Origin of the sequence: Bradyrhizobium sp. CCBAU 51627 (assembly GCF_028128765.1) — a bacterium.
Taxonomy (GTDB): Bacteria; Pseudomonadota; Alphaproteobacteria; order Rhizobiales; family Xanthobacteraceae; genus Bradyrhizobium.
This window is the reverse complement of sequence record NZ_LBJG01000093.1, coordinates 118607-139330: the sequence shown is the minus strand read 5'-3', so window position 1 is coordinate 139330 and position 20724 is coordinate 118607. Positions and strand designations below refer to the sequence as shown.

The window sequence follows — 20724 nt, the reverse complement described above, 5'->3', positions numbered from 1 at the left end:
AATCGAATGGCAGGCAGCAACAAATTGGCGTCGAACCTACACGAACCGCCCGACTTCACGCCACCCAAACGACAGGGAGCTTCGTTCAACCCGTTGCTGTGTGGCCGAATGTGCACGCTGGAATGCCCGCTCCAACGTGATCCAAATCACGCTCGACCACTTGGATGTGTCGCCTCAGGCCGCGCGCGGGTTCACTGGGCGCGGGCGGGAATCGGGGCGGGCGGCTTCAAATTCAGCAGATTGCCGCACAGGATCAGGGCCGCGCCCAGCACGGTCCAGGCGTCGAGCCGCTCGGAATAGAGCAGCCAGCCGGCTGTCGCGGTGAGCGGAACCCGCAGGAAGTCCATGGGGACCACAATGGTCGCATCCGCGTAGCGCAGCGCGCTGGCGAGGCAATAGTGCGAAAAAGTGCCGCAGACCCCGATGACGAAGAGCCAGGCCCAGAGCGTGGCTGACGGCCAGGTCCAGACATAGAGTGTCGGCAGCAGGCCCATGACCATCTGCACCACGACCATCCAGAACAGGATCGACAACGCGCTCTCGGTCCGCGTCAACGACTTCGCCAAAGCCATCGAAATGCTGAAGCCGATCGCAGCCCCGAGCGCGATCAACTGGCCCGGATTGATCTCGCCCGTCGCGGGCCGCACGATCATGACGACGCCGACGATGCCGAGCACAATAGCTCCGATCTTCCAGGACGTCATGCGCTCAGACAGGAACGTTGCAGCCAGCAGCGCGGTCCAGATCGGCATCGTGAATTCGATGGCGACGACCTGACCGATCCCGATCAGCGTCAGTGCGTAGAACCAGCCGAGCTGCGCGAAATAATGCACCGCGTTACGAGCGAGGTGCTGGGGCAGCCGTTTGGTCGCGACCGCCTTGAAGCCGCCCGAGCGATAGATAATCGGCAGGAGCAGCATAAAGCCGATCAACGACCGAACCAGCATGATCTGAAAGACGCTCAAGTCGCGCGTGGTCTCGCGCCCCGCGACCGCCATGATCAGCATCAGGGACAGCCATCCGGCCATCCACAGGGCGGCCATGGTTTTGGACGGTGTTGCGCTCATCGGTGCTGGATAAGAGAGAACCTGGGGGAAGCCGGTATCGGCGACATCGTATGGGTTTGCAACGGCCAAATCTGCGGATGCAGCGATGCGCAGCGGCGTGACAGGAGATGCTCGGGCGCACCTTCCCGCCGTCGACGCTGCTCTCTGTTGGCAGTCCCATCGACCGAGATCGAAGTCACGGTGTTGGTGCCTGGCGCATAAAAAAGACCCGGCGAGGTCGCCGGGTCGATGTCTCGAGTGCGGCGCTCTCAGCGCGACATTGAGATGTTGGCGCCGCGGAATTGGCTGTCCGCGCGCATCGTGACGGTCTGCTTATTGCCGCTCGTCCTCAGCACGATGTTGGCGTTGAAGCCGGCCGCGGCGACGACCACCTCGAAGTTTCCGCCGCCGCCGCGGCCCTGGAGCGAGCCGGAGATGTTGCGGCTGGACTCGGACCAGCTTCCCGTGATGGTATTACCCGCCGACTGAACGTTCGCGGAGAGGATGAATTTGTAGGCGTCGCTGGCGCAGGTCAGCGTCATTTCCATCGTAGGGCCGATCGGGGCGTATTTGGCCCGGCAACGGATCCGTTCCGTCGATCCGTCCTCGAGACTGACGGTGCCGCCCCCGCTCCAGCTGCCGGCCATCGGGGCGAACGGGCCCGACTGGGCCTTGCTTTCAGAGGTGGCGAGTCCTGCCGTAAACAAAACGGCGGCCGCGATCAGCAGCCGCCGGTTCCAGGCGCGAGCCGAGTTTGATTTATTGGCGCGATGCTTCCCACCGCCCGCTGCACGGTATGCCTGCAGATGCTCCATTCCACTTCCCCGATCCGGCGTTGCCGCTGAGTTGACCGTTAGCATATGCACCATTGATCGAAACTTTCACAAGACCCCCGCTGCCGATGGTGCCGGAAACGTTAGCGCCGGGCGCGGTGATCTTGCCGTCGGCAACAGTCAGCATGGAGCTTGCGGTCGGCTCGCAGGAGCCGGTCTTGGTCACGATGGTGACCTGCCAATTGCCATCATAAGGAGTCTGGGCGAGTGCAGGGGCGGCGAGGGTGGAGGTAATAACTGAAGCGGCACAGAACGCCGCGATGCGAGCAAAACGCATGAATTCCGTCCTTGAATCTGTCTGATATGCTGACTCTTATTGGGACGGAATGTGACGGAAATTTGATGCAATGCAAAGTCGAAAATTGTTCCTGTGGAAACAATGGTTTATTTGCGTTTCCGGTTCCGATTTCGGAAGCGAAATCAAGGCCTCCTCACGTTAATCGTTAACGTGGGAAGCGACCCGGAAGGGCCGGTTAGGACAAACTGGGTGCGGAGGTCGCGAACTGCTCGTCCTGGGGCTTGGCAGGCAGGGCCTTGTGCACCTTGGCATAATCGATCACGTCGGCCAGCAGCTTGAGGCCGAGCGGGGCCAGTGCACGCTCCCAGAGTTCGCGCGCGGTCTCCCCCTTCTTGACGAAGCACCAGTCCTGGACGGCGATGGCGCCGGCGTCCATACGGTCGGCGAGGTGATAGATCGTGCCGCCGGCGATCGGATCGCCTTCCTTGATGGTCCACTCCACCGCGGCCTTGCCGCGGTGGCGGGGCAGCAGCGAGGGGTGATAGCCGATGCCGCCGAGCTTCGCTGCCGCCAGCGCGTCCCTGCCGATCCGGGCATGGCTGTGGGCGGTGATGATCAGATCGGTGTCGGGCGCGATCTCGGAGGCCACCACCAGCTTTGGGTTGGCCTGCACCACCACCTCGATGCCGGCGGCTTTCGCGGCTGCAGCCAAGCGGTCCTCGGCGTCAGCTACCACGATCCGCACGATGCCGACGCCATGCTCGCGGAGCATGTTCAGGGTGGTCACGCCGAAATGGCGGGAGCCGACGAGGGTAATGCGCATGGATGTCCGATCCGTCTCGCAACTGCGTTCTATTCCCGATAACACGTCGGCGTGCCCTGTCACCATCCGCGACCCGTTTGCGCCAGTTATCAACAATGCGCGCCAGGCGCGGAGGGCATGAACTCCGTGATTGCGTTGCCGGCTGTTGCGGTGCTTCCCTGGGCGCATTGCGACCACTCTGGAGCGAACGCATGCGTTGCGCGTGGTTTGTCATTCTTGCTGTCCTGATTGCGGCCGCTCCGGCCCGTGCCGGTGGGCCATATCCGGGCGTGCCTCCGGAGATCGGGGTGGCGCCCTTCATCGGCCCGACCTGGGATGCCTATCGCTGCGCAGAAGGGACGATCCACAATTTCTATCACGGCGCTTACTACGGCGAGGAGCCGCCGGCGCTCTTTCGCAGCTACGCCTACCGACCGTATTACCGCTACAGCGCCAATCGCAAATTGCCGCGCGCCTATTTCTGTGTCACGGACTAGTTGCCGCATCGCCGCGGTTGGACGGCGAACGCCAGACAGGCCGGTTCCTGAGTCTGCTTTCGAACAGAGGGAGCCGCGATTTTGCGTTAGAACGTGCGCACCGGGGCTGGCGACATTTCAATCCGCATCCGTTTTCGAACCCGGCTTAAGCCGCTGGCACAATCGCCAGCGGCTTTTTCATTCCTGCCATCACAAAATCATCAATCAGTAACGCGTTCTCAACCCGCCTGTCGTATCGACGAATCCGTCGCGGATTTGTATTGCGTACCGCGACACCAAGAATGTGCCGCCGGCGCGGGTGCGTCGCGCGGGCATTTTTGCCGGGACCGATTTCATGTCGAGTGCAATTGCGCAGATCGTGGACGCCTATGTCCGGCTGAAGAACCGTCGCGGTCTCGACGAGCTGATGATGCACCGGCAGCGGCTCGCGGTCGATCTGAAGAGCAGGTCGGGTGCTTACGATTTCAGCCTGCCGATCAGCAAGATCGACGAGGAGATCGCCATCATCGAGGAAGGTCTCAGCCGGCTCAAGGCTGAATCGACTGATGCCGGCACGACACGTCCGAACTGACGGGCTCAGTCGCGCCGCCCGCCGTCGATCACCGTGAACAGCGGCCGCGCCGGGGTTGGCTCGACCAGCAGCTCCTCCACCAGCGCCGTTGCCGCATCGACATATTTGCGCGTCGGCTTGTCCAGCTCACGTTTCGCCTCGTCGTCGAGCGCAACCTTGGCGGCTTCGACCAGCTTGCGCATCCGCACGGCGTGATCGTCACCCGCGGTCAGGGTCGCACGCGCCAGCGAGCGCAGCACGAACAGCTCGCCTTCGAGGCGGAGCAGGCGGTCGTTGAGCCTGGTGAGGACGGTATTGAGGTCGACCATTGCTACAGTTCGTTGCACGCAATCCGGACCCGTCTAGCGACGATCGGTGAACGGAGTGCAAATGACAATGGCGCAATTGGGCCGATCTGCCTGAGATCAGGCCGCGGTTCGCGCCAGATAGTCGCGTGCGAAGGCGAGATACCAGTCAAGGCAGGCGGGGTTTGCCATCGCCTCCTTGTTGATGACCTTGTCGACGGGCTGGCCGAGCAAGAGCTTCTTGATCGGCAGTTCCTGCTTCTTGCCCGACAGCGTCCGCGGGATCTCGGCGACGGCGAAGATCTCGTTCGGCAGAAATCTACGGGAGAGACCGGTCTCTATCGCCTTGTTGATCTTCGCCTGCATTGCGCTGTCGAAGACAACACCTTCACGCAGCACTACGAACAGCGGCATGTAGCTGTCGCGGCCGAGATATTCGAGGTCGACGACGAGGCTGTCGAGCACCTCGGGCAGTGCCTCGATGGCGGAATAGAGCTCGCTCGTGCCCATGCGAAGCCCGTGCCGGTTGATGGTGGCATCGCTGCGGCCGTAGATGACGCAGGAGCGGTCCGGGTTGACCTTGAGCCAGTCGCCGTGCCGCCATACCGGCCCGCGGCCGCTGCCGTCGAAATTGTCGGGATAGGTCTCGAAATAGCTGGCGCGGTAGCGCGCACCGTCCTTGTCGTTCCAGAAGTAGAGCGGCATCGACGGCATTGGCTCGGTGCAGACGAGTTCGCCCACCTCGTCGATCACGGCGCGACCCTGCTCGCTGAAAGCTTCGACCGCGGCTCCCAGCAGCCGGCACTGCATCGCGCCCGGTGTCTGCGGCAATTCGCGGTTCCCCCCGATGAAGGCGCCGGCGAAGTCGGTGCCGCCGGAGATGTTCGCCCACCAGATGTCCGCCTGCGCCGTGCTGCCGTTCATTTTCGATAAGGCCGCGAAGCGGTCGTTGAACCAGGCTTGCGTGTCGGCGCTGAGCGGCGAGCCGGTCGAGCCGAGGCAGCGCAGTCGCGAAAGGTCGCCGGCGGCTGTGAGATCGATCCCGGCCTTGGTGCAGTTGGCGAAATACGCCGCCCCCGCGCCGAAGAAGGTCGCTTTCGACTGCGCCACGAAGCGCCACAGCGTGGACCAGTCCGGCTTATCCCTGGTTCCGCCGGGGCTGCCGTCGAAAATGCAGCAGGTGGTGCCGCTGAGCAGCCCGCCGACCTGGCTGTTCCACATGATCCAGCCGGTCGAAGAGTACCAGTGATAGCGCTCGCCGAACGAGTTGGCATGGTAGGAGCAGCCGAGGTCGTTGTGGAGGCCGAGCAGCGCCAGCACGACGATGACGATGCCGCCATGGCCGTGCACGATCGGTTTCGGCAGGCCGGTCGTGCCACTGGAATAGACAATCCAGAGCGGGTGATCGAACGGCAGCCACATCGGCTCGAATGCGTCGATCGCCGCGTCCGTCCTTGCGGCGATGTCGGAGAGCCGCGCGTCCGGCGCTGCGGGTGCGGCGTCGCTGTGCAGGATGACATGTTCGACGGATGGCAGCGATCGTCGCAGTTCGTCGATCACGTCGTTTCGATCATGCCTGCGTCCGGCATAGGTCACGGCATCGCAGGCGATCAGCACCTTCGGCTCGATCTGCTTGAAGCGGTCGATCACCGCGGGCGCGGCCATGTCGGGCGCGCAGACGCTCCAGATCGCACCGATGCTGGCGCTGGCGAGGAAGGCGATGATGGTCTCGGGGATGTTGGGCAGATAGGCCGCGACGCGGTCGCCGGGCTGGACACCCCTGTCCTTCAGATACAGCGCGAGCGCGACCGCCTTGCGCCGCAGCTCCGCCCAGCTCGTCTCGTGGAGCTTGCCGTCTTCGCCGCTACTGATGATCGCGGGCAGGCCGGCGGCGTGCGCCGCATCGACATGCCGGAACACCTGCCGGGCGTAATTGACCTGCGCGCCGGGAAACCAGATCGCGCCGGGCATCTTGCGTTCGGTGATGACCGCCGCAAACGGCGTCGGTGATTGCAGATCGTAATAGTCCCAGATGCTGCGCCAGAACGCATCGAGATCGCGCACCGACCATTGTCGCATCTCCTCGTAATTCGAGAAGGTGAAGCCACGCTGCTCGGCAAGCCAGCTGCGGTAGAGGGCGATCTGCGGGACGAAAGGAGAGGTCATTGCGTGTCGGCTTCGGTTGCGGGGAGGGGAATCCAGCCCTGACCGTAGCCTAGCAGAATCCGCTCGCGCAGCTGGCGCCTAATACTGCACCCCGGCCCAGCGGCGGCCAAACACCGGCGGCTTGGTCTTCACCGGCCGCCATCCGAAGAAATGATGCTTGCCCGACCAGCTGTGCACCACGTTGCTGCAGATCCTGCATTTGAAACTGCCGGCATGCGGCTCGGCATGCTCCTCCCGGGTCGCGGTGTAGTTCATGCTGCAACCCGTGCAGGTGAATTCTTCGATCGTCCAGAGACTGTTGGCCATTGCACCGCAAGTGTTTTTGAGACGCTGAGGCGGAGCATAGGTACGAGCTTTTGCATCGGCGTAAATCGGTCGGCGGAAATCCGGTTAATCGCCGTTAGGTAAACTGGTGCGAGGGGCAGATCCTGTCGTAGTTTCTGGGTCCAAGGAAGGCTCCCGGACCGGCTGGGCCAGCGCCCGGACCCGCTCGTCTTGACGGCAGGCCCGGGGCTGGCAATAACGCATGCCCGCGCATGCGCCGGAACCCGCGTTGATGCCGCAAGGAAAGCTGCCTGTGAAAAGTCTGCGTCAGCTCCTGACGGGCGAGGACGTCATTCAGCTCGTGATCCGGCTTGGCCTGTTGGCACTGCTGATCATCTGGACGTTCCTGATCATCCGGCCCTTCGTGCCGATCCTGGCCTGGAGCGCCGTGCTCGCGGTTGCGTTCTACCCGGCCTTCAGTTGGGTCGCCAAAATCCTGGGCGGGCGGCCCAAGACCGCGGCTGCGATCCTGACCCTGATCACGCTCGGCATCGTCCTTGGCCCGGCTACTTGGCTCGGCCTCAGCGCCGTGGACGGGGTGAGGGAGCTTGCGCACCAACTCGGCACCGGTGACCTCGCGCTCCAGTCGGCGCCTGAGCAGATCAAATCGTGGCCGCTGATCGGTCCGACCCTCTACGAGCTCTGGGACCAGGCCTACAACAACATCCGCGCCGTGTTGCGCGAGGTCGCGCCGTATCTCCAGCCGCTGGCGGGACCGCTCCTGGTGCTCGCTGGCGATGCCAGTCTCGGCACGCTGCAGTTCCTGGTCTCGGTGTTCGTGGCCGGTTTCCTGTTTCCGCATGGACCGCGGCTGGTTGCGGCCGGGCGCGGCTTCCTGTCGCGCATCGTGCCTGAGCAGAGCGAGCATTTCCTCGAGCTCGGCGGCGCCACCATCCGCGCCGTGGCGCAGGGCGTGATCGGCGTCGCCATCGTTCAGGCGTTGCTTGCCGGCATCGGCTTCAAGCTCGCGACGGTGCCGAGCGCGGGTCTGCTTGCCTTCATCGTGCTGCTGCTGTCGATCGTGCAGATCGGCGCCTTCCTCGTGCTGCTGCCTGTCATCATCTGGATCTGGACCGCCAAGGACGTCACCACGGCGCTGGTCCTGACCGTGTTCTTCGTCGTCGTCGGCTTTATCGACACCATGCTGAAGCCGCTCGTGATGGGACGCGGTCTCAACACGCCGACCATCGTGATCTTCGTCGGCGTGATCGGCGGTACGCTTGCTCACGGTATTGTCGGCCTGTTCATCGGTCCCATCATCCTGTCGGTAGCCTGGGAGATGGCGGCGGCATGGATCGGAGGCGAGGCGAGGAAGCGGACAGCGCCGCCCGCGACCGAAGAGGGACGCTAGGGCCGGGCGCACCGACAGCGGCGGCAGGATTGCCGGCGCCTCGCTGTGGACAATTGCGCACCGCAGCGGCAACCGGACCGGCCATCGAACTTGTCTAACGAAACAGACAAGTTACCATGGTCCGATTCCTTTTTCAGTTTGCGACGGGAATGGCGAAGTCTTCCAAATTGGTTGCCTCCAGGCGCGGCAAGGTTCTGTTGGTCAGGCGACGGTCGGACGGCCTGTGGATGTTCCCTGGCGGTCGCAAGCGTGCGCGCGAAACCGAGAAGGCCTGCCTGCGGCGTGAAATCAAGGAAGAGCTGCCGAAGTTGAAGCTCGGCCGGATCAGCCTCTGGAAAGAGGTGAAGGCCAAGAACAAGCGTTCGGGGCGAAGGATGAGCGATGCGATCTTCATCGCCAAGAGCGCCAAGGGGCGCCTGGCGATCGGCGACAAGAAGGAGATCGATCGCGCCGCCTGGCAGAAGCCGCGCGGGATCCGGCTGACCGCGACCTCGCGCTACATCCGCGATCGGCTATTCCCGCGGAAATCGCGGCGGCGATAGCGTCGAGGGGACAAATAGTCCGGCCATCCCGCGGGATATGTGAACCAGCTCACAAGCTGCCGTGGAACACGCTGCTATAGAGGCGTCATTGCCTTACCAATCCATTTTTTGAAACGCCCCAGCGCCCGCAAGCGCTGGGGTTTTTCGCATCTGGGAGCGCGCGCTGCTCAGCCCTGCCGCCGCAGGAAGCCGGTGATCGTCACCTTCTCCCAGATGCCGGCTGCGGCGAACGGGTCGGCGCGGTTGAAGGCCTCGACCCCGGCACGGCCAGGGGCTTCGATCAGGAACAGGCTGCCGATCATGGTGACGCCGTCGTCGGAAACCAGCGGTCCCGACATCACGATCTTGACGCCGAAGCGCGAGGTGTCGCTGAGGAACGTCTTGTGGGCGTCGTAATTGGCAAGACGCGTCGGCAATGCGTCGGTGCGGTCGATGGCGTGGATGGCAAACAGCATGATGTCTCCAGTCTTCTTGGGGACGGCTGTGTCATCAGCCGTCCCGGTGATTGATCAGAACAGGCGGGGCCTACTTCGCACCGAGCTTGCTGGCGTCTTCGAAGGTCGGGCAGGCGCGCTGCTCGAGCGGCTGGTCGAACGGCTGGTAATTGTCCTTGGTGATGACGGTCGGCTTCAGCACGATCTCGGCGATCACGGGCTGCTCGCGCAGGGCGCGGATCGCCATCATGGTGCCGATGCAGCCCTGGTAAAAGCCGTTGTAGTCGCCGCTCGCCAGCAGCTTGCCGGACTTGATGGCGTCGATCGCCTCCTTGGTGCCGTTGATACCGATCACCTGCGCCTTGCGATTGGCGCCGTCGAGCGCCTCGATCGCGCCGACCGCCATGGCGTCGTTGGCGGCGAGCACGCCGTCGATCTGCGAATTCGACTGCATCAAATTCTCCATGACCTGAAGCGCCTGGAGCCGCTGGTAGTTGCCGGGCTGTGAGGCCAAGAGCTTGGCGCCCGGATTTTCCTTCAGCGCGTCGTTGAAGCCGCGGACGCGGTCGACATTGGTGAGCGAGCCCTTGACGCCTTCGATGATGACGATCTTGCCCTTGCCGCCGAGCGTCTTGAGCAGGAAGCGCGCGGTTTCGAGCCCGAGGCTGTAATCATCGGCGCCGACGAAGGAGAGGAACTTGCCGCCGGCCGAACGGTCGGTGATGTTGACGACGGGGATTTTGGCGTCGTTGATTTTCTCGACACCAGGCACCATCGCCTTGTAGTCGACAGGCGTGAAGACGATGGCGCTCGGCTTCTTCACCACGACATCCTCGATCTGGCTGAGCTGCTCGGGGATCGAATCCGGCTTTGTCGGGATGTACTGGAGCGTCTTGGCGTTCAGTGCTTTCGCCATGACGTCGGCGCCGACCCGCACCGTCTGGAAGAACGGGTTAGTCTGGTTCTTGGTGAACACGGCGATGGTCTCGCCGTCGGCGCGCGCCTGCGTCGTGAACGCGGCCGCCATCACGAGCGGCAGTGCGAGATAGCCCAGTCTCTGTTTCATGTCGTCTCCATCCCCTTTTTGGTTTGTTGGACTGCTTGAGAACTCATTGCGCGCGGCGGCGGGTCTTCATGTCGAGCCATACCGCCAGGATCACGATGATGCCGGTGACGAGCGGCTGCCAATTGGCGCTGACCGAGAGCAGGTTCATTCCGTTCAGCACCAGCGTCAGGATCAGCGCGCCGATGAAGGTGCCGAACACGGTGCCGACGCCGCCGAACAGCGAGGTGCCGCCAATCAGCACGGCCGCGATCGCCGGCAGCGTCAGGCTTTCGCCGATGTCGGCCTCGGCGGAATTGAGACGGGACAGGAAAATGATCGAGGCGAGCCCGGCCATGGTGCCTGATACTGCGTAGACCAGCAGCAGCCTCCGCGTGACGGGGATGCCGGAGAGGCGGGCCGCGACCGGATTGGCGCCGATCGCATAGATCTCCTGGCCCCAGATCGTGCGCTGCGCAAACAGTGTTCCGATGCCGAGAAACACCAGCAGCAGATAGACCGGGATCGGCAGGCCGAACAAATAACCGCTGCCGATCTGGCGGAAGCCCGCCGGGAAGCCGTGCAGCGTCTCGCCTGCCATGTACCAATAAGTGAGTCCGTTCAGCACCCAGAGCATGCCGTAGGTGGCGATGAAGGAGGGGATGCGAAGCGCCGTCACCATGATGCCGTTGAGAAGGCCAACGATGCCGCCGCAGGCAAGGCCCGTCAGGATGCCAAGCGCCGGTGATCCCGTGGTGTGGATTACCGTCCCGGCGATGCAGGCGGACAGCGCGACATTGGCGCCGACGGAGAGATCGAGGCCGGCGGTCAGAACGACCAGGGTCAGGCCCGAAGCGATGAAGAAAGTCAGGCTCGCCTGGCGCAGCACGTTGAGGATATTGCCGAGGCTCAGGAACGAGCCGTTCAAGATCGCCAGCACGGCGCAGATCAACAGGACGGCGAGCAGCCGGTAGAACAGCTGGATCGCGTCCCGGGACAGGAAGGAGCGGGGCGGTGACAGGGCCTCCTTGGTAATGTCGGTCATGTGCGGCTCCTGAGGCCGTCGAGGAACAGCGCGACGATGACGAGGACGCCGACGCTTGCGACCTGCACCGAGGAGGGCAGCGAGATCAGGTTCAGCCCGTTGCGCAGCACGCCGACGGCGAGGACGCCGAGCAGCGTGCCGAGCAGCCAGCCATTGCCGCGCTCGAACGAGGTGCCCCCGACTGCGACCGCCGCGATCGCATCGAATTCGAGCCCGAGGCCCGCGGTCGGATGCCCCGAATTCATGCGGGCGGTCATCAGGAGGCCGGCGATGCCGGCCATGATGCCGCCGAGCGCGTAGACCGCGATCAACAGCCGGTCGGGCGAGAGGCCGGCATAGCGGAGCGCCTCGCGGTTGCCGCCGAGCGCGAACACATAAGTGCCGAAGCGAGTGTGATAGAGCAGGCCGTGGAAGGCGGCGTAGGTCACCAGCGCCAGCACGATCGGCAGGGGGATGCCTGCTAGCGTCGCCGAATAGATGTCGCGGACGCTGTGGGGGATGCCGACCACGCTCTGGCCGTCGGAGACGATCAGCGACAGGCCCTGCGCCATGCCGAGCGTGCCGAGCGTCGCAACGAAGGGCGGGATGCCCAGGATCGCGACCAGCCAGCCGTTGACGGTGCCGAAGGCGGCGCCGACCAGGACACCGGCGCCGAGGCTGAGCAGCATCGACTTGGTCGCGAGCGAGACGATGGCAACGCACAGCGAGGTCAGCGTCAGCACCGCGCCCATCGAGAGGTCGAGGCCCTCGGTCATGATGATCAGCGTCATCGGCAGCGCCAGCATGGTCAGGATGGTCGACTGCACCAGCACGTTGGAGAGGTTGGCCGGGGTGAGGAAGCCGGGCGCGATCGCGCCGAACAGCACGATCAGGGCGCCCAGCACGATGGCAACCCCGGGAATGCGCTGGAGCGGATTGGACTGAGATACGACCGCGGCCTCACGCATGATGCATCCCCAATCGCACGATGTTCTCCTCGGTCAGCTCGCCTCGTGTCAGATGTCCCGCGACGCGGCCCTCGCGCATCACATAGGCGCGGTCGCAGACATGGCAGATTTCGATCTGCTCGGACGAGATCATCAGCGCCGCCGCGCCCTCGGCGACCAGCCGGTCGATCAGCGCGAAGATCTCCGACTTGGCGCCGATATCAATGCCGCGGGTCGGTTCGTCGAAGATGAAGAGCTTTGCGCCGGCCGCCAGCCATTTGCCGATCACGACCTTCTGCTGGTTGCCGCCCGACAGCAGACCGACCATCTGCCGCGCGCTCGGAGTTGCGATGCGGAGCTGCCGGATCAGTCCGTCGGCCGTGCGCTGGCCGCTGCGCGGATCGAACAGCCCGCTCGGGAACAGTTTGCGCAGCGCCGAGACCACGAGATTGTCGCCGACCGAACGCAGTAGCGCGAGGCCTTCGCTCTTGCGGCTCTCCGGGATCAGCGCGATGCCGCGGCGGGCGGCGATATCAGGCTCGCCGGAGATCGGCTTGCCGTCGAACACGATCTCGCCCGAGGCGATCGGATCGGCGCCGAAGATCGCGCGTGCAACTTCGGTGCGGCCGGATCCGACCAGGCCGCACAGGCCGACGATCTCGCCGCGGCGAACCTCGATGTTGATGTCGGAGATGCCGCTCGGTGCGGTGAGGTTCTTGACCTCGAGCAGCACCTCGCCGGGCTTGTCGGCGAAGTTGCGCGGATAGGTCATGTCGACGGTGCGACCGACCATCATCCGCACGAGTTGATCGGGGGTGACGTCGGCCGGGCGCACGCCGTCGATGCGGCGGCCGTCGCGCAGCACGGTGATACGGTCGCCGAGCGCAAACACCTCGGCCATGCGGTGCGAGATGTAGACGATGGAGACGCCGTCGGCCTTCAGCCGCGCGATCAGCGCGAACAACAGCTCGGTCTCGCGGTCGGAGAGCGCGGCGGTCGGCTCGTCCATGACCAGGATGCGCGCGTTCTGGCTGATGGCCTTCGCGATCTCGACCATCTGCTGCTGGGCGACGCCGAGCGTGTCGACGACGACGGATGGATCGATGTCGAAGCCGATCGTGTCGAGCAGTCGCTTGGCGTCAGTCAGCATCCTGCGGCGGTCGATGGTGCCGGGGATGCGTCCCTTCGGCTCGCGGCCGAGGAAGATGTTCTGCGCGATGTCGAGATAGGGGACGAGCGAGAATTCCTGGAAGATCACGGCTATGCCGAGCTTCTGCGCGTCCGCGGTCGAGGAAATCGTGACCTTCTCGCCGTTGTAGAAGAATTCGCCGGCATCGGCGCTGTAGGCGCCACACAGCACCTTCATCAGGCTCGATTTGCCCGCGCCGTTCTCCCCGAGCAGCATGTGCACTTCGCCGGGATAGAGCGCAAATGAGACGTCGTCGAGTGCCTTGACGCCGGGAAACTCCTTGCTGATGCCGCGCAGCTGGAGCAGCGGCACCGGCGATGGGGACGCAGTGTCAGGCGCGGCGGTGCTCATGCCTGCGCTCCGCTTGCGAAGATCTTGCCGGGATTCATCAATCCATCAGGATCGAGCGCGGTCTTGATCGACCGCATGATGTCGACGGCCTCGCCGAGCTCGTCGGCGAGATAGCCGATCTTGCCGAGTCCGATACCGTGCTCGCCGGTGCAGGTGCCGTCCATCGCGATGGCGCGGGCGACCATGCGGGCCTGGAGCGCCTTGGCACCATCGATCTCCTCCGGCTTTGCGGGATCGACCAGGATCAGCATGTGGAAATTTCCGTCGCCGACATGGCCGACGATCGGCGCGGTGAAGCCGTGTTCGTCGGCGTCGCGGCGCGTGTCGGTCAGGCATTCCGCCAGCCGTGAGATAGGAACGCAGACATCGGTAATGACGGCGCGCGCGCCGGGGCGCAGGCCGAGTCCGGCATAGAGCGTGTTGTCGCGGGCATGCCAAAGCCGGCTGCGGTCTTCCGCTGCCTTGGCCCATTCAAAGCCGCGGCCGCCGTGCTCGGCGGCGATCGCCTGCGCCAGCTCTGCCTGCTCGGCCACCGCACCCTCGGTACCATGGAATTCGAAGAACAGCGTCGGCGCCTCGCGATAGCCGAGCTTGGCGTAGGCATTGATGCCGCGCATCATGACGTCGTCGAGCAGCTCGACGCGGGCGACGGGAATGGCGGCCTGGATGATGCCGATCGCGGTATCGACTGCATTGTGCAGGGTGTCGAAGCTGCAGACCGCCGCCGAAATCGCCTGCGGCAGCGGATGCAGCTTCAGCGTGATTTCGGTGATGACGCCGAGCGTGCCTTCGGCGCCGACGAACAGCCGCGTCAGGTCGTAGCCGGCGGCGGATTTGCGGGCGCGACGCGACGTACGGATCACGCGACCGTCCGCCAGCACGACCTCCAGCGCCATGACATTGTCTTTCATCGTGCCGTAACGCACCGCCATGGTGCCGGAGGCGCGCGTCGAGGTCATGCCGCCGATCGAGGCGTCCGCGCCGGGATCGATCGGGAAGAAAAGGCCGGTGCCGCGCAGCTCCGCATTGAGCTGCTTGCGGGTGATGCCGGGCTGGACCACGACATTCATGTCGCTGTCGTGGACCGTGAGCACCTTGTTCATGCGCGCAAAGTCGATGCAGACGCCGCCGGCGACCGCGGAGGCGTTGCCCTCGAGCGAGGTGCCGGCACCGAACGGTACGATCGGCATCCCCGCGCCGGCGCAGAGCTTGACGATCTCGGCGACTTCCGCCGTCGTCTCAGGGAACACGACGATGTCAGGGGGTAGGGCGCGATAATAGGACTCGCTCTGGCCATGCTGGTCGAGCACGCCGCGCGCGATGGTCGCGCGCGGACCGATCACGCCCGTGAGGCGTTCGGCCAAAGCCGCACTGTCGACCCGCGGTCCCATCGTTTCTCCCGTCTTCGTTCTTGTCGCGAACTGTTGTCAGTCCGTCGATTCGACGTTTGGCCTACGCGGCCCGTGCGTTGCTTGCGGCCTGCTTCAGGCCGAAATCATAGTTGAGATGGTAGTAGGCTGAAGCCATCGTGCGACCGTCAGGCGCACGACCAGGCGGGCAGTGCACGAAATCGTGAATCAGGCTGTCCTTGACGCCGAACACCACGTCGCTGTCCAGATATTTATCGCCGGCGACGAACACATGCGTGACGAGCTGCTCGAAGCCGGGCGCGGAGATCATGAAATGCACATGCGCCGGACGCCAGGGATGGCGGCCCTGCGCCTCCAGCATCTCGCCGACTGGGCCGTCGTGAGGGATTGGATAGGCCGCGGGCTTGATCGACCAGAAATGGAAGCGGCCGTTGGCGTCGGTGTGGAAGCGCGCGCGCATCGCGAGCTCGCCGATCTCGTCGAGCTGCTGCACGTCGTAATAGCCGTCGTTGTCGGAATGCCAGACGTCGACCACGGCGCCGGCGAGCGGCTTGCCGTCTGAGGTCGAAACCGAGCCCGTGACGATGATGGGATCGCCCTCCATCGGACCGGAGATGTCGTCGCCGTTCTGCTTCTCGGGCGCAGCCTGGACGAAGAACGGGCCGAGCACGGTGGTCTCGGTCGCGCCATCCGGCAGGGGATGGTTGATTGCGTCGACCAGCATGGACACGCCGAGCGTGTCCGACAGCAAAATGAATTCCTGTCGCTTGTCGTCGCACATGTGGCCGGTGCGGGTCAGGAAGTCGATGCCGTATTCCCATTCCTTCTGGGTCGGCCTGATTTCGCGTACGAAGGCGTGGAGGTGACGCACCAGGGCTTCGCTGACCTGCTTGATGCGCGGATCGCTGGCGCCGGCGATGCGCTCGAGCACGGCTTCGGTGATGTTGGTCTCGCTGAAGTTACGCAATTCTGCCTCCGTCGATCAGAATTTGGGCTCACCAAGGCCGGACAGCCGTTCCAGATGCTTCACGGTCGCGATGAAGTCGGTCTCGCCATCGCCTTGCGCGACCAGCGCGCCATAGGTCTCGCGCACCTGGGCTGCGAGCTGCAGCGGCACGCCGACGGCATGGCCGGCGCCCAGGATGAGGTCAAGATCCTTGGCCATCTGCTTGCAGGAGAAGCTCGAGACAAAGTCGCGGGAGCGCAGCGGCGCAGTCTTGTACTTCACCATGGGGGAGGCAACGGCGCTCTCGTCCAGCACCTTCAGAATGTCCTGCCAGCCGATGCCGCCCTTGCGCGCCAGCGCCAGACTCTCGGCCATCATAGCGGCCGAGACTGCGATCATGAGATTGACTGCCAGCTTTGCGTAGCGTGCTTCCTCGTTCGGGCCGAGATAGGTCTGCGCACGGGTGAAACTCGCAAACAGCGGCTTGGCGCTCTCGAACGCGTCTTTGGGGCCGGAGACGAAGCAGCTCAGCGCGCCGGTATGAACGATGCTGGCATTGCCAGAGACGGGGGCCCGGAGATAGGCGACGCCGCAGGCTTGCGCGGCGGCATTGACCTCGGCCGAGGCTTCGGCGCTGACCGTGCTGGTCTCGATCAGCATTGCCCTGGGCGCCATCACGCCGATCAACCCAGTCGGGCCAAGCATTGCGGCGCGCAAGGCGGCATCGTCGGGGAGTGAGGTGATGACCACGCGACGGCCGTTGACCGCGTCAGCCGGAGAGCTTGCGACCGCGATGCCCTGTTCGCGCGCCTCGTCGAGCCGCGCTGCGCTTTGGTCGAAGGCGATGACGGCATGGCCGGCCTTGGCGACGAGTTGAGACATCGGCAGGCCCATCTTGCCGATGCCGATGAAGGCGACCTGTTTGCTTGTATCAGTCATTGTTCTTGTCCGTTGGCCGCTATCCCGCGGCGTGCCCTTGTCGTTCGATGTCTCGCACCAGCCGCCGGCCGGATTGCGCGAGCAGCTCCTTCTTCGCCTCCAGCCGGTCCACCAGCAGTTCCCCGTTCCGTTTCTTCCAGACGCCGCCAATCATGACCGCCTCGATGTTGGCAAGGCTCGTCTGCATCACCACAGTGGCGACGGGGTCGTGGACCGGGAATAGGTTCAGGTCGTCGGCATTGATGATCACGAGATCTGCGAGTTTTCCCGGCGTCAGCGAGCCGATCTGGCTCTCGCGGCCGAGCATGCGTGCCCCTTCGGTGGTGACCCAGGCCAGCGCCTCGCGCACGGGAATCGTGGTCGTCGCGGGGATCGTCCCCTCGCTCTTGCGCGTTTCGGCATTATCGAGCGCGCGCTGCATCGACAGCGCCACACGAGCTGCTGAAAAGAGATCGCCGGCCAGAACGGATTCCAGGTCGATGCCGATGGTGGGGCGCACGCCGCGCTTGAGTAGCCGTCCGGTGATCGGAAAGCCGTGGCCCTGGATCATCTCGTTCTCGGGCGTGACCGAGAAGGTGACGCCGAGATTGATCAGCTTCTGCAGGAGATCGTCGGGCAGGTCGTTGCCGTGGACGATGTTGACGTTGGGCCCGATCAGGCCAGTCCCGATCAGCTTCTCCCAGCCGCCCGGCGTCTTTGCGGGACCGCCACCCTGATGCATCGAGGCGATCAGGCTGAGCTCCCGCGCCAGGCGAAAATCATGCAAGGACACGTCGAGCGTCGAATAATGCGGACCGAGAATGGCAAGCCCGAGCGTAACGAGGCCGTTGCGGTCGGCGAGGGGGCCGGCCAGCAGCCGCTCGATCTCACGGCGGGGATGCGGCACCTCCGAAAAGTGCGGCTCGCCCGGCTTCGGCTCGGGCTTCGGCGAGCCGTGGAAGAACGCGGCGCGGATGCCGCTTTCGATGAGCCCCCGCACAGCGGCGTCGGTATGGGCAGGCGTCGGATTGTTGTGGCACCAGTCGACCAGCGTGGTGGCGCCGCAATTGATCTGATTCAGCGCGCCGACAAGGGTGGCGATGTAGATGTCATCAGGCGTGAACAGGGTAGCCAGCCCGGCGTGCATGCGGCGGAAATATTCGAGCAGCGTCCAGTTCGCAGCAAAGCCGCGCAAGCCCGTCTGCCAGGTGTGCATGTGCGCGTTGATGAGCCCGGGGATGACGATGCGCCCGCGCCCGTCGATGATCTCGGTCTCCGCCGCGCCGCTACCAAGCTCGATGCCCGGACGTACCTCGGCAATTCGCCCGTTTTCCACCAGCACATCGGCATTTCTGAGATCGCCGATGCGATCGTCCATGCTGATGATGGTTGCTGACTGGATGAGGGTACGCTTCATCGTGGCCACGCCGCAGCTTTGGCGGCGACCGGCGGCTCGCCGGCCCAGGCGCGCGCGATGAGGTCGCGGATGGCATTGCGCTCGAGCGGGCGCGGATTCCAGTAGGCGTTGGTGACGGCGAGGTCGGCCGCCTTGTCGATGCCGCTCTCGGGCATGCCGATATCGCGCAGCGCGACCTTCGCGCCCAGGCGGCTGGCGAGATCGAACAGCCCCTGCGATGCGTCCGCAGCCCCGATTGCGCGCGCGATCCGCGTCATCGCCTCGGGGACCGCGGGCGCATTGTAGGCCAGCGCATGCGGCAGCACGATGGTGTGCGTCTCCGCATGCGGCAGGTCAAACGCGCCACCGAGCGTGTGGCAAAGCTTGTGATGCAGCGCCATGCCGACGGTGCCAAGACACACGCCACACAGCCAGGCGCCGTACAGCGCATCGCTGCGGGCGGCGCGATCGTCAGGCTTTGCGGCAATGGCGGGCAGGGCACGCGCCAGCGCGCGGATGCCTTCTTCCGCCATCAGAGAGGTGACGGGATTGGTATCGCGCGCATAAAGCGCTTCCACCGCATGGGCGATGGCGTTGATGCCGGAGGTCGCGGTAAGGCCGACCGGCAGCGTCATCGTCAGCTCGACGTCGTAGATCACCGTCTCCGGCAGCACGGCCATATCGCGCACGGTGGTCTTCAGCCCGTTCTCGGTCTGACCGACGATCGGGGTCATCTCCGAGCCGGCATAGGTGGTGGGAATACAGAGCTGGTTGACGCCGGTGCGCAAGGCCAGCGCCTTGCCCAATCCAGTCGTCGAGCCGCCGCCGAGCGCGACCACGCAATCGGCTTCGCACGCCTTCATCGCCACGATCGCGCGCTCGGTCACCTCGACCGGCGTGTGCATCGTGGCGCCGGCGAAGATGCCGGCATAGAGCGGGCCGAGGGCAGCGCCCAGCGCTTTGCCTTGCGCTTCCTGCTGCGGCGTCGTCAGCACCAGTGCGCGCTTGCCGCCGAGCCGCTCGACCTCGGCCTTGGCCGCGGCAAGCGTCCCGCTGCCGAACACGACCCGGCAGGGCAGATTTTCGAAGGTGAATGAACCGATCATGCGCCGGTCTCTATGATGGGATAATCGACCTGGAAACGTCCGATCCGCAAGTCGCCGAGCTCCTCCCTGACGCGCAGATGTTCCGGATGGGTGGCGTAGGCCTTTAAGGCGTTGCTGTCGGTAAACTCGGAGACGAGGACAACGTCGCAGGCATAATCGACCTCGCTGATATCGACCCCGACCTCGATGTGTGTCAGGCCGGCGATCCGCCCCTTGAGACCCTCGAACAGGGTCTTGACCTTGGTCCGTGCCGCCAGGCGCTCTGCGGCGGTCTCCCCGCGCAGCCGCCACATCACGATGTGCTTGATCGGACCCGACATTTCCCGGAATTCCTCGCCTGCATCTTGCTTGTTCGGGCCATTTTGCCTTGCAGAAATCGGAAATAAAGGTCAAAAATCGTAAGTCTCTTTTCCGGAATGAGGAAAAATGGACCGTCTTCTCCAACTCGAGGTGTTTTCCAAGACGGCCGAACTCGGCAGCCTCTCCAAAGCCGCCGAGCTCTTGCGGATGTCGAACGCGGCCGCGAGCCGCCACCTCAGTGCGCTGGAGGAGCGGCTCGCGGTTCGTCTGATCGAGCGCAACACCCGCCGGCAATGGCTGACCGAGGCCGGGCAGGAGCTGTTGCAGCGTTGCAGCACGCTCTTGAACGAACTTGCTGAAGCCGAGGATGCCGTGAGTGATCGCGCGCTGTCGCCCAAGGGCATGCTGCGCGTCACGAGCTCACTGTCCTTTGCAATGATCTACATGGCGCCGATGCTGCCGGCGTTTCGCAGGCTCTATCCGAAGCTCGACGTCCAGATCATTGCCGCCAACCGCTATCCTGATTTCATCGAGGCCGGCATCGATGTGGCGATCCGCACGCGGGAGCAAGAGCCCGACTCCAACATCATCATCCGCCGCATCGGACAGATGCGTCGCGTGCTGGCAGCCGCGCCGTCCTATCTCGCGGCGCGCGGAATCCCCGCGCATCCCGCCGACCTCGCGCGTCACGACATGCTGGTCTACAACCTAGCCAACGATCCCTATTCGCTGCGACTGAGCAAGGGCAGCACGACGCAGACTGTCCGGATCGCGCCGACGCTCGACAGCAATGACGGCCAGATCATCTGCGGCGCGGCGCGCGCGGGGCTCGGCATCCTGATCCAGCCGCTCTACATCGTGCAGGGCGACATCGCGGCCGGCAGGCTCGTGCCTGTGTTGACGGATTGGGATCTGCCGTTGCTCACGATGAACGTGGCCTACCAGAACCGCATCAGGCTGCCGGCGAAGATCAGAGTGTTCTCGGACTTTCTGGTTGACCACATTCGAGCGCATTCCGACGCTGGCATCTGGATCGAGGCGACCTGA

Annotated in this window: 23 protein-coding genes; 5 read left to right on the top strand and 18 right to left on the bottom strand. The window is 64.5% G+C overall.

The window, feature by feature from the left end:
- Positions 1–191: 191 nt before the first annotated feature.
- The 4 genes from XH88_RS38170 to XH88_RS38155 form a co-directional block, all read right to left on the bottom strand.
- Complete coding sequence (locus XH88_RS38170; RefSeq protein ID WP_271673307.1) at positions 192–1067, bottom strand: DMT family transporter; 876 nt, start codon at positions 1065–1067, stop codon at positions 192–194.
- Between the two features lie 248 nt (positions 1068–1315).
- On the bottom strand, positions 1316–1861 hold the full coding sequence (locus XH88_RS38165; RefSeq protein WP_271673306.1) for a hypothetical protein: 546 nt from the start codon (positions 1859–1861) through the stop codon (positions 1316–1318).
- On the bottom strand, positions 1806–2156 hold the full coding sequence (locus XH88_RS38160) for a hypothetical protein (RefSeq protein ID WP_271673305.1): 351 nt from the start codon (positions 2154–2156) through the stop codon (positions 1806–1808). Before XH88_RS38160 ends, XH88_RS38165 begins: the two co-directional genes overlap by 56 nt.
- A 196-nt stretch (positions 2157–2352) precedes the next feature.
- On the bottom strand, positions 2353–2940 hold the full coding sequence (locus tag XH88_RS38155) for a formyltransferase family protein (protein WP_271673304.1): 588 nt from the start codon (positions 2938–2940) through the stop codon (positions 2353–2355).
- 191 nt (positions 2941–3131) lie between these two features.
- Between XH88_RS38155 and XH88_RS38150 the strand changes: the two genes are divergently transcribed.
- Both XH88_RS38150 and XH88_RS38145 read left to right on the top strand, forming a co-directional pair.
- Positions 3132–3416 carry a hypothetical protein gene (locus XH88_RS38150; protein WP_271673303.1) on the top strand — a complete coding sequence of 95 codons (285 nt, stop codon included), beginning with the start codon at positions 3132–3134 and terminating at the stop codon, positions 3414–3416.
- A 334-nt stretch (positions 3417–3750) separates the two neighbouring features.
- Entirely contained in the window at positions 3751–3987 is a 237-nt protein-coding gene (locus XH88_RS38145; RefSeq protein WP_271673302.1) for a hypothetical protein, read from the top strand.
- 5 nt (positions 3988–3992) lie between these two features.
- On the opposite strand, the gene XH88_RS38140 is transcribed toward XH88_RS38145, so the two are convergent.
- The 3 genes from XH88_RS38140 to XH88_RS38130 all read right to left on the bottom strand — a co-directional run bounded on the left by XH88_RS38140 (position 3993) and on the right by XH88_RS38130 (position 6743).
- Positions 3993–4295: a hypothetical protein gene (locus XH88_RS38140; protein ID WP_271673301.1), complete on the bottom strand. Its 303-nt coding sequence runs from the start codon at positions 4293–4295 to the stop codon at positions 3993–3995.
- 96 nt (positions 4296–4391) lie between these two features.
- Positions 4392–6437 carry an acetoacetate--CoA ligase gene (locus XH88_RS38135; RefSeq protein WP_271673300.1) on the bottom strand — a complete coding sequence of 682 codons (2046 nt, stop codon included), beginning with the start codon at positions 6435–6437 and terminating at the stop codon, positions 4392–4394.
- 78 nt (positions 6438–6515) lie between these two features.
- Positions 6516–6743: a hypothetical protein gene (locus XH88_RS38130; protein WP_271673299.1), complete on the bottom strand. Its 228-nt coding sequence runs from the start codon at positions 6741–6743 to the stop codon at positions 6516–6518.
- Positions 6744–7014: 271 nt separating this feature from the next.
- Here XH88_RS38130 and XH88_RS38125 point away from each other — a divergent pair, with 271 nt between their 5' ends.
- Positions 7015–8112, top strand: a complete 1098-nt coding sequence (locus tag XH88_RS38125) for an AI-2E family transporter (protein WP_271673298.1) — start codon at positions 7015–7017, stop codon at positions 8110–8112.
- 149 nt (positions 8113–8261) lie between these two features.
- The gene (locus XH88_RS38120) at positions 8262–8654 is read left to right on the top strand and encodes an NUDIX hydrolase (protein ID WP_271673297.1); all 393 of its coding nucleotides are present in this window, start codon (positions 8262–8264) and stop codon (positions 8652–8654) included.
- Positions 8655–8821: 167 nt separating this feature from the next.
- Here the strand turns inward: XH88_RS38120 and XH88_RS38115 are convergent, their stop codons facing one another.
- The 11 genes from XH88_RS38115 to XH88_RS38065 all read right to left on the bottom strand — a co-directional run bounded on the left by XH88_RS38115 (position 8822) and on the right by XH88_RS38065 (position 19697).
- The gene (locus XH88_RS38115) at positions 8822–9109 is read right to left on the bottom strand and encodes a YciI family protein (protein WP_271673296.1); all 288 of its coding nucleotides are present in this window, start codon (positions 9107–9109) and stop codon (positions 8822–8824) included.
- 70 nt (positions 9110–9179) lie between these two features.
- On the bottom strand, positions 9180–10154 hold the full coding sequence (locus XH88_RS38110) for a sugar ABC transporter substrate-binding protein (protein ID WP_271673295.1): 975 nt from the start codon (positions 10152–10154) through the stop codon (positions 9180–9182).
- 43 nt (positions 10155–10197) lie between these two features.
- Entirely contained in the window at positions 10198–11175 is a 978-nt protein-coding gene (locus tag XH88_RS38105) for an ABC transporter permease (RefSeq protein ID WP_271673294.1), read from the bottom strand.
- Entirely contained in the window at positions 11172–12122 is a 951-nt protein-coding gene (locus XH88_RS38100) for an ABC transporter permease (RefSeq protein WP_271673293.1), read from the bottom strand. Before XH88_RS38100 ends, XH88_RS38105 begins: the two co-directional genes overlap by 4 nt.
- Positions 12115–13641 (bottom strand): sugar ABC transporter ATP-binding protein, encoded by a 1527-nt coding sequence (locus XH88_RS38095; protein WP_271673292.1) that lies wholly within the window; start codon positions 13639–13641, stop codon positions 12115–12117. Before XH88_RS38095 ends, XH88_RS38100 begins: the two co-directional genes overlap by 8 nt.
- Complete coding sequence (locus XH88_RS38090) at positions 13638–15032, bottom strand: FAD-linked oxidase C-terminal domain-containing protein (protein ID WP_271673291.1); 1395 nt, start codon at positions 15030–15032, stop codon at positions 13638–13640. The genes XH88_RS38095 and XH88_RS38090 overlap by 4 nt, the downstream gene beginning before the upstream one ends.
- A 61-nt stretch (positions 15033–15093) precedes the next feature.
- Entirely contained in the window at positions 15094–15978 is an 885-nt protein-coding gene (locus XH88_RS38085; RefSeq protein WP_271673290.1) for an intradiol ring-cleavage dioxygenase, read from the bottom strand.
- Between the two features lie 15 nt (positions 15979–15993).
- Positions 15994–16896: an NAD(P)-dependent oxidoreductase gene (locus XH88_RS38080; protein WP_271673289.1), complete on the bottom strand. Its 903-nt coding sequence runs from the start codon at positions 16894–16896 to the stop codon at positions 15994–15996.
- A 19-nt stretch (positions 16897–16915) separates the two neighbouring features.
- Entirely contained in the window at positions 16916–18292 is a 1377-nt protein-coding gene (locus XH88_RS38075; protein WP_271673288.1) for an amidohydrolase family protein, read from the bottom strand.
- The gene (locus XH88_RS38070) at positions 18289–19377 is read right to left on the bottom strand and encodes a maleylacetate reductase (protein WP_271673287.1); all 1089 of its coding nucleotides are present in this window, start codon (positions 19375–19377) and stop codon (positions 18289–18291) included. Before XH88_RS38070 ends, XH88_RS38075 begins: the two co-directional genes overlap by 4 nt.
- A complete protein-coding gene (locus XH88_RS38065; protein WP_271673286.1) occupies positions 19374–19697 on the bottom strand; it encodes a Dabb family protein in 324 nt (107 codons plus the stop codon). Before XH88_RS38065 ends, XH88_RS38070 begins: the two co-directional genes overlap by 4 nt.
- 106 nt (positions 19698–19803) lie before the next feature.
- Here XH88_RS38065 and XH88_RS38060 point away from each other — a divergent pair, with 106 nt between their 5' ends.
- The gene (locus tag XH88_RS38060; protein ID WP_271673285.1) at positions 19804–20724 is read left to right on the top strand and encodes a LysR family transcriptional regulator; all 921 of its coding nucleotides are present in this window, start codon (positions 19804–19806) and stop codon (positions 20722–20724) included.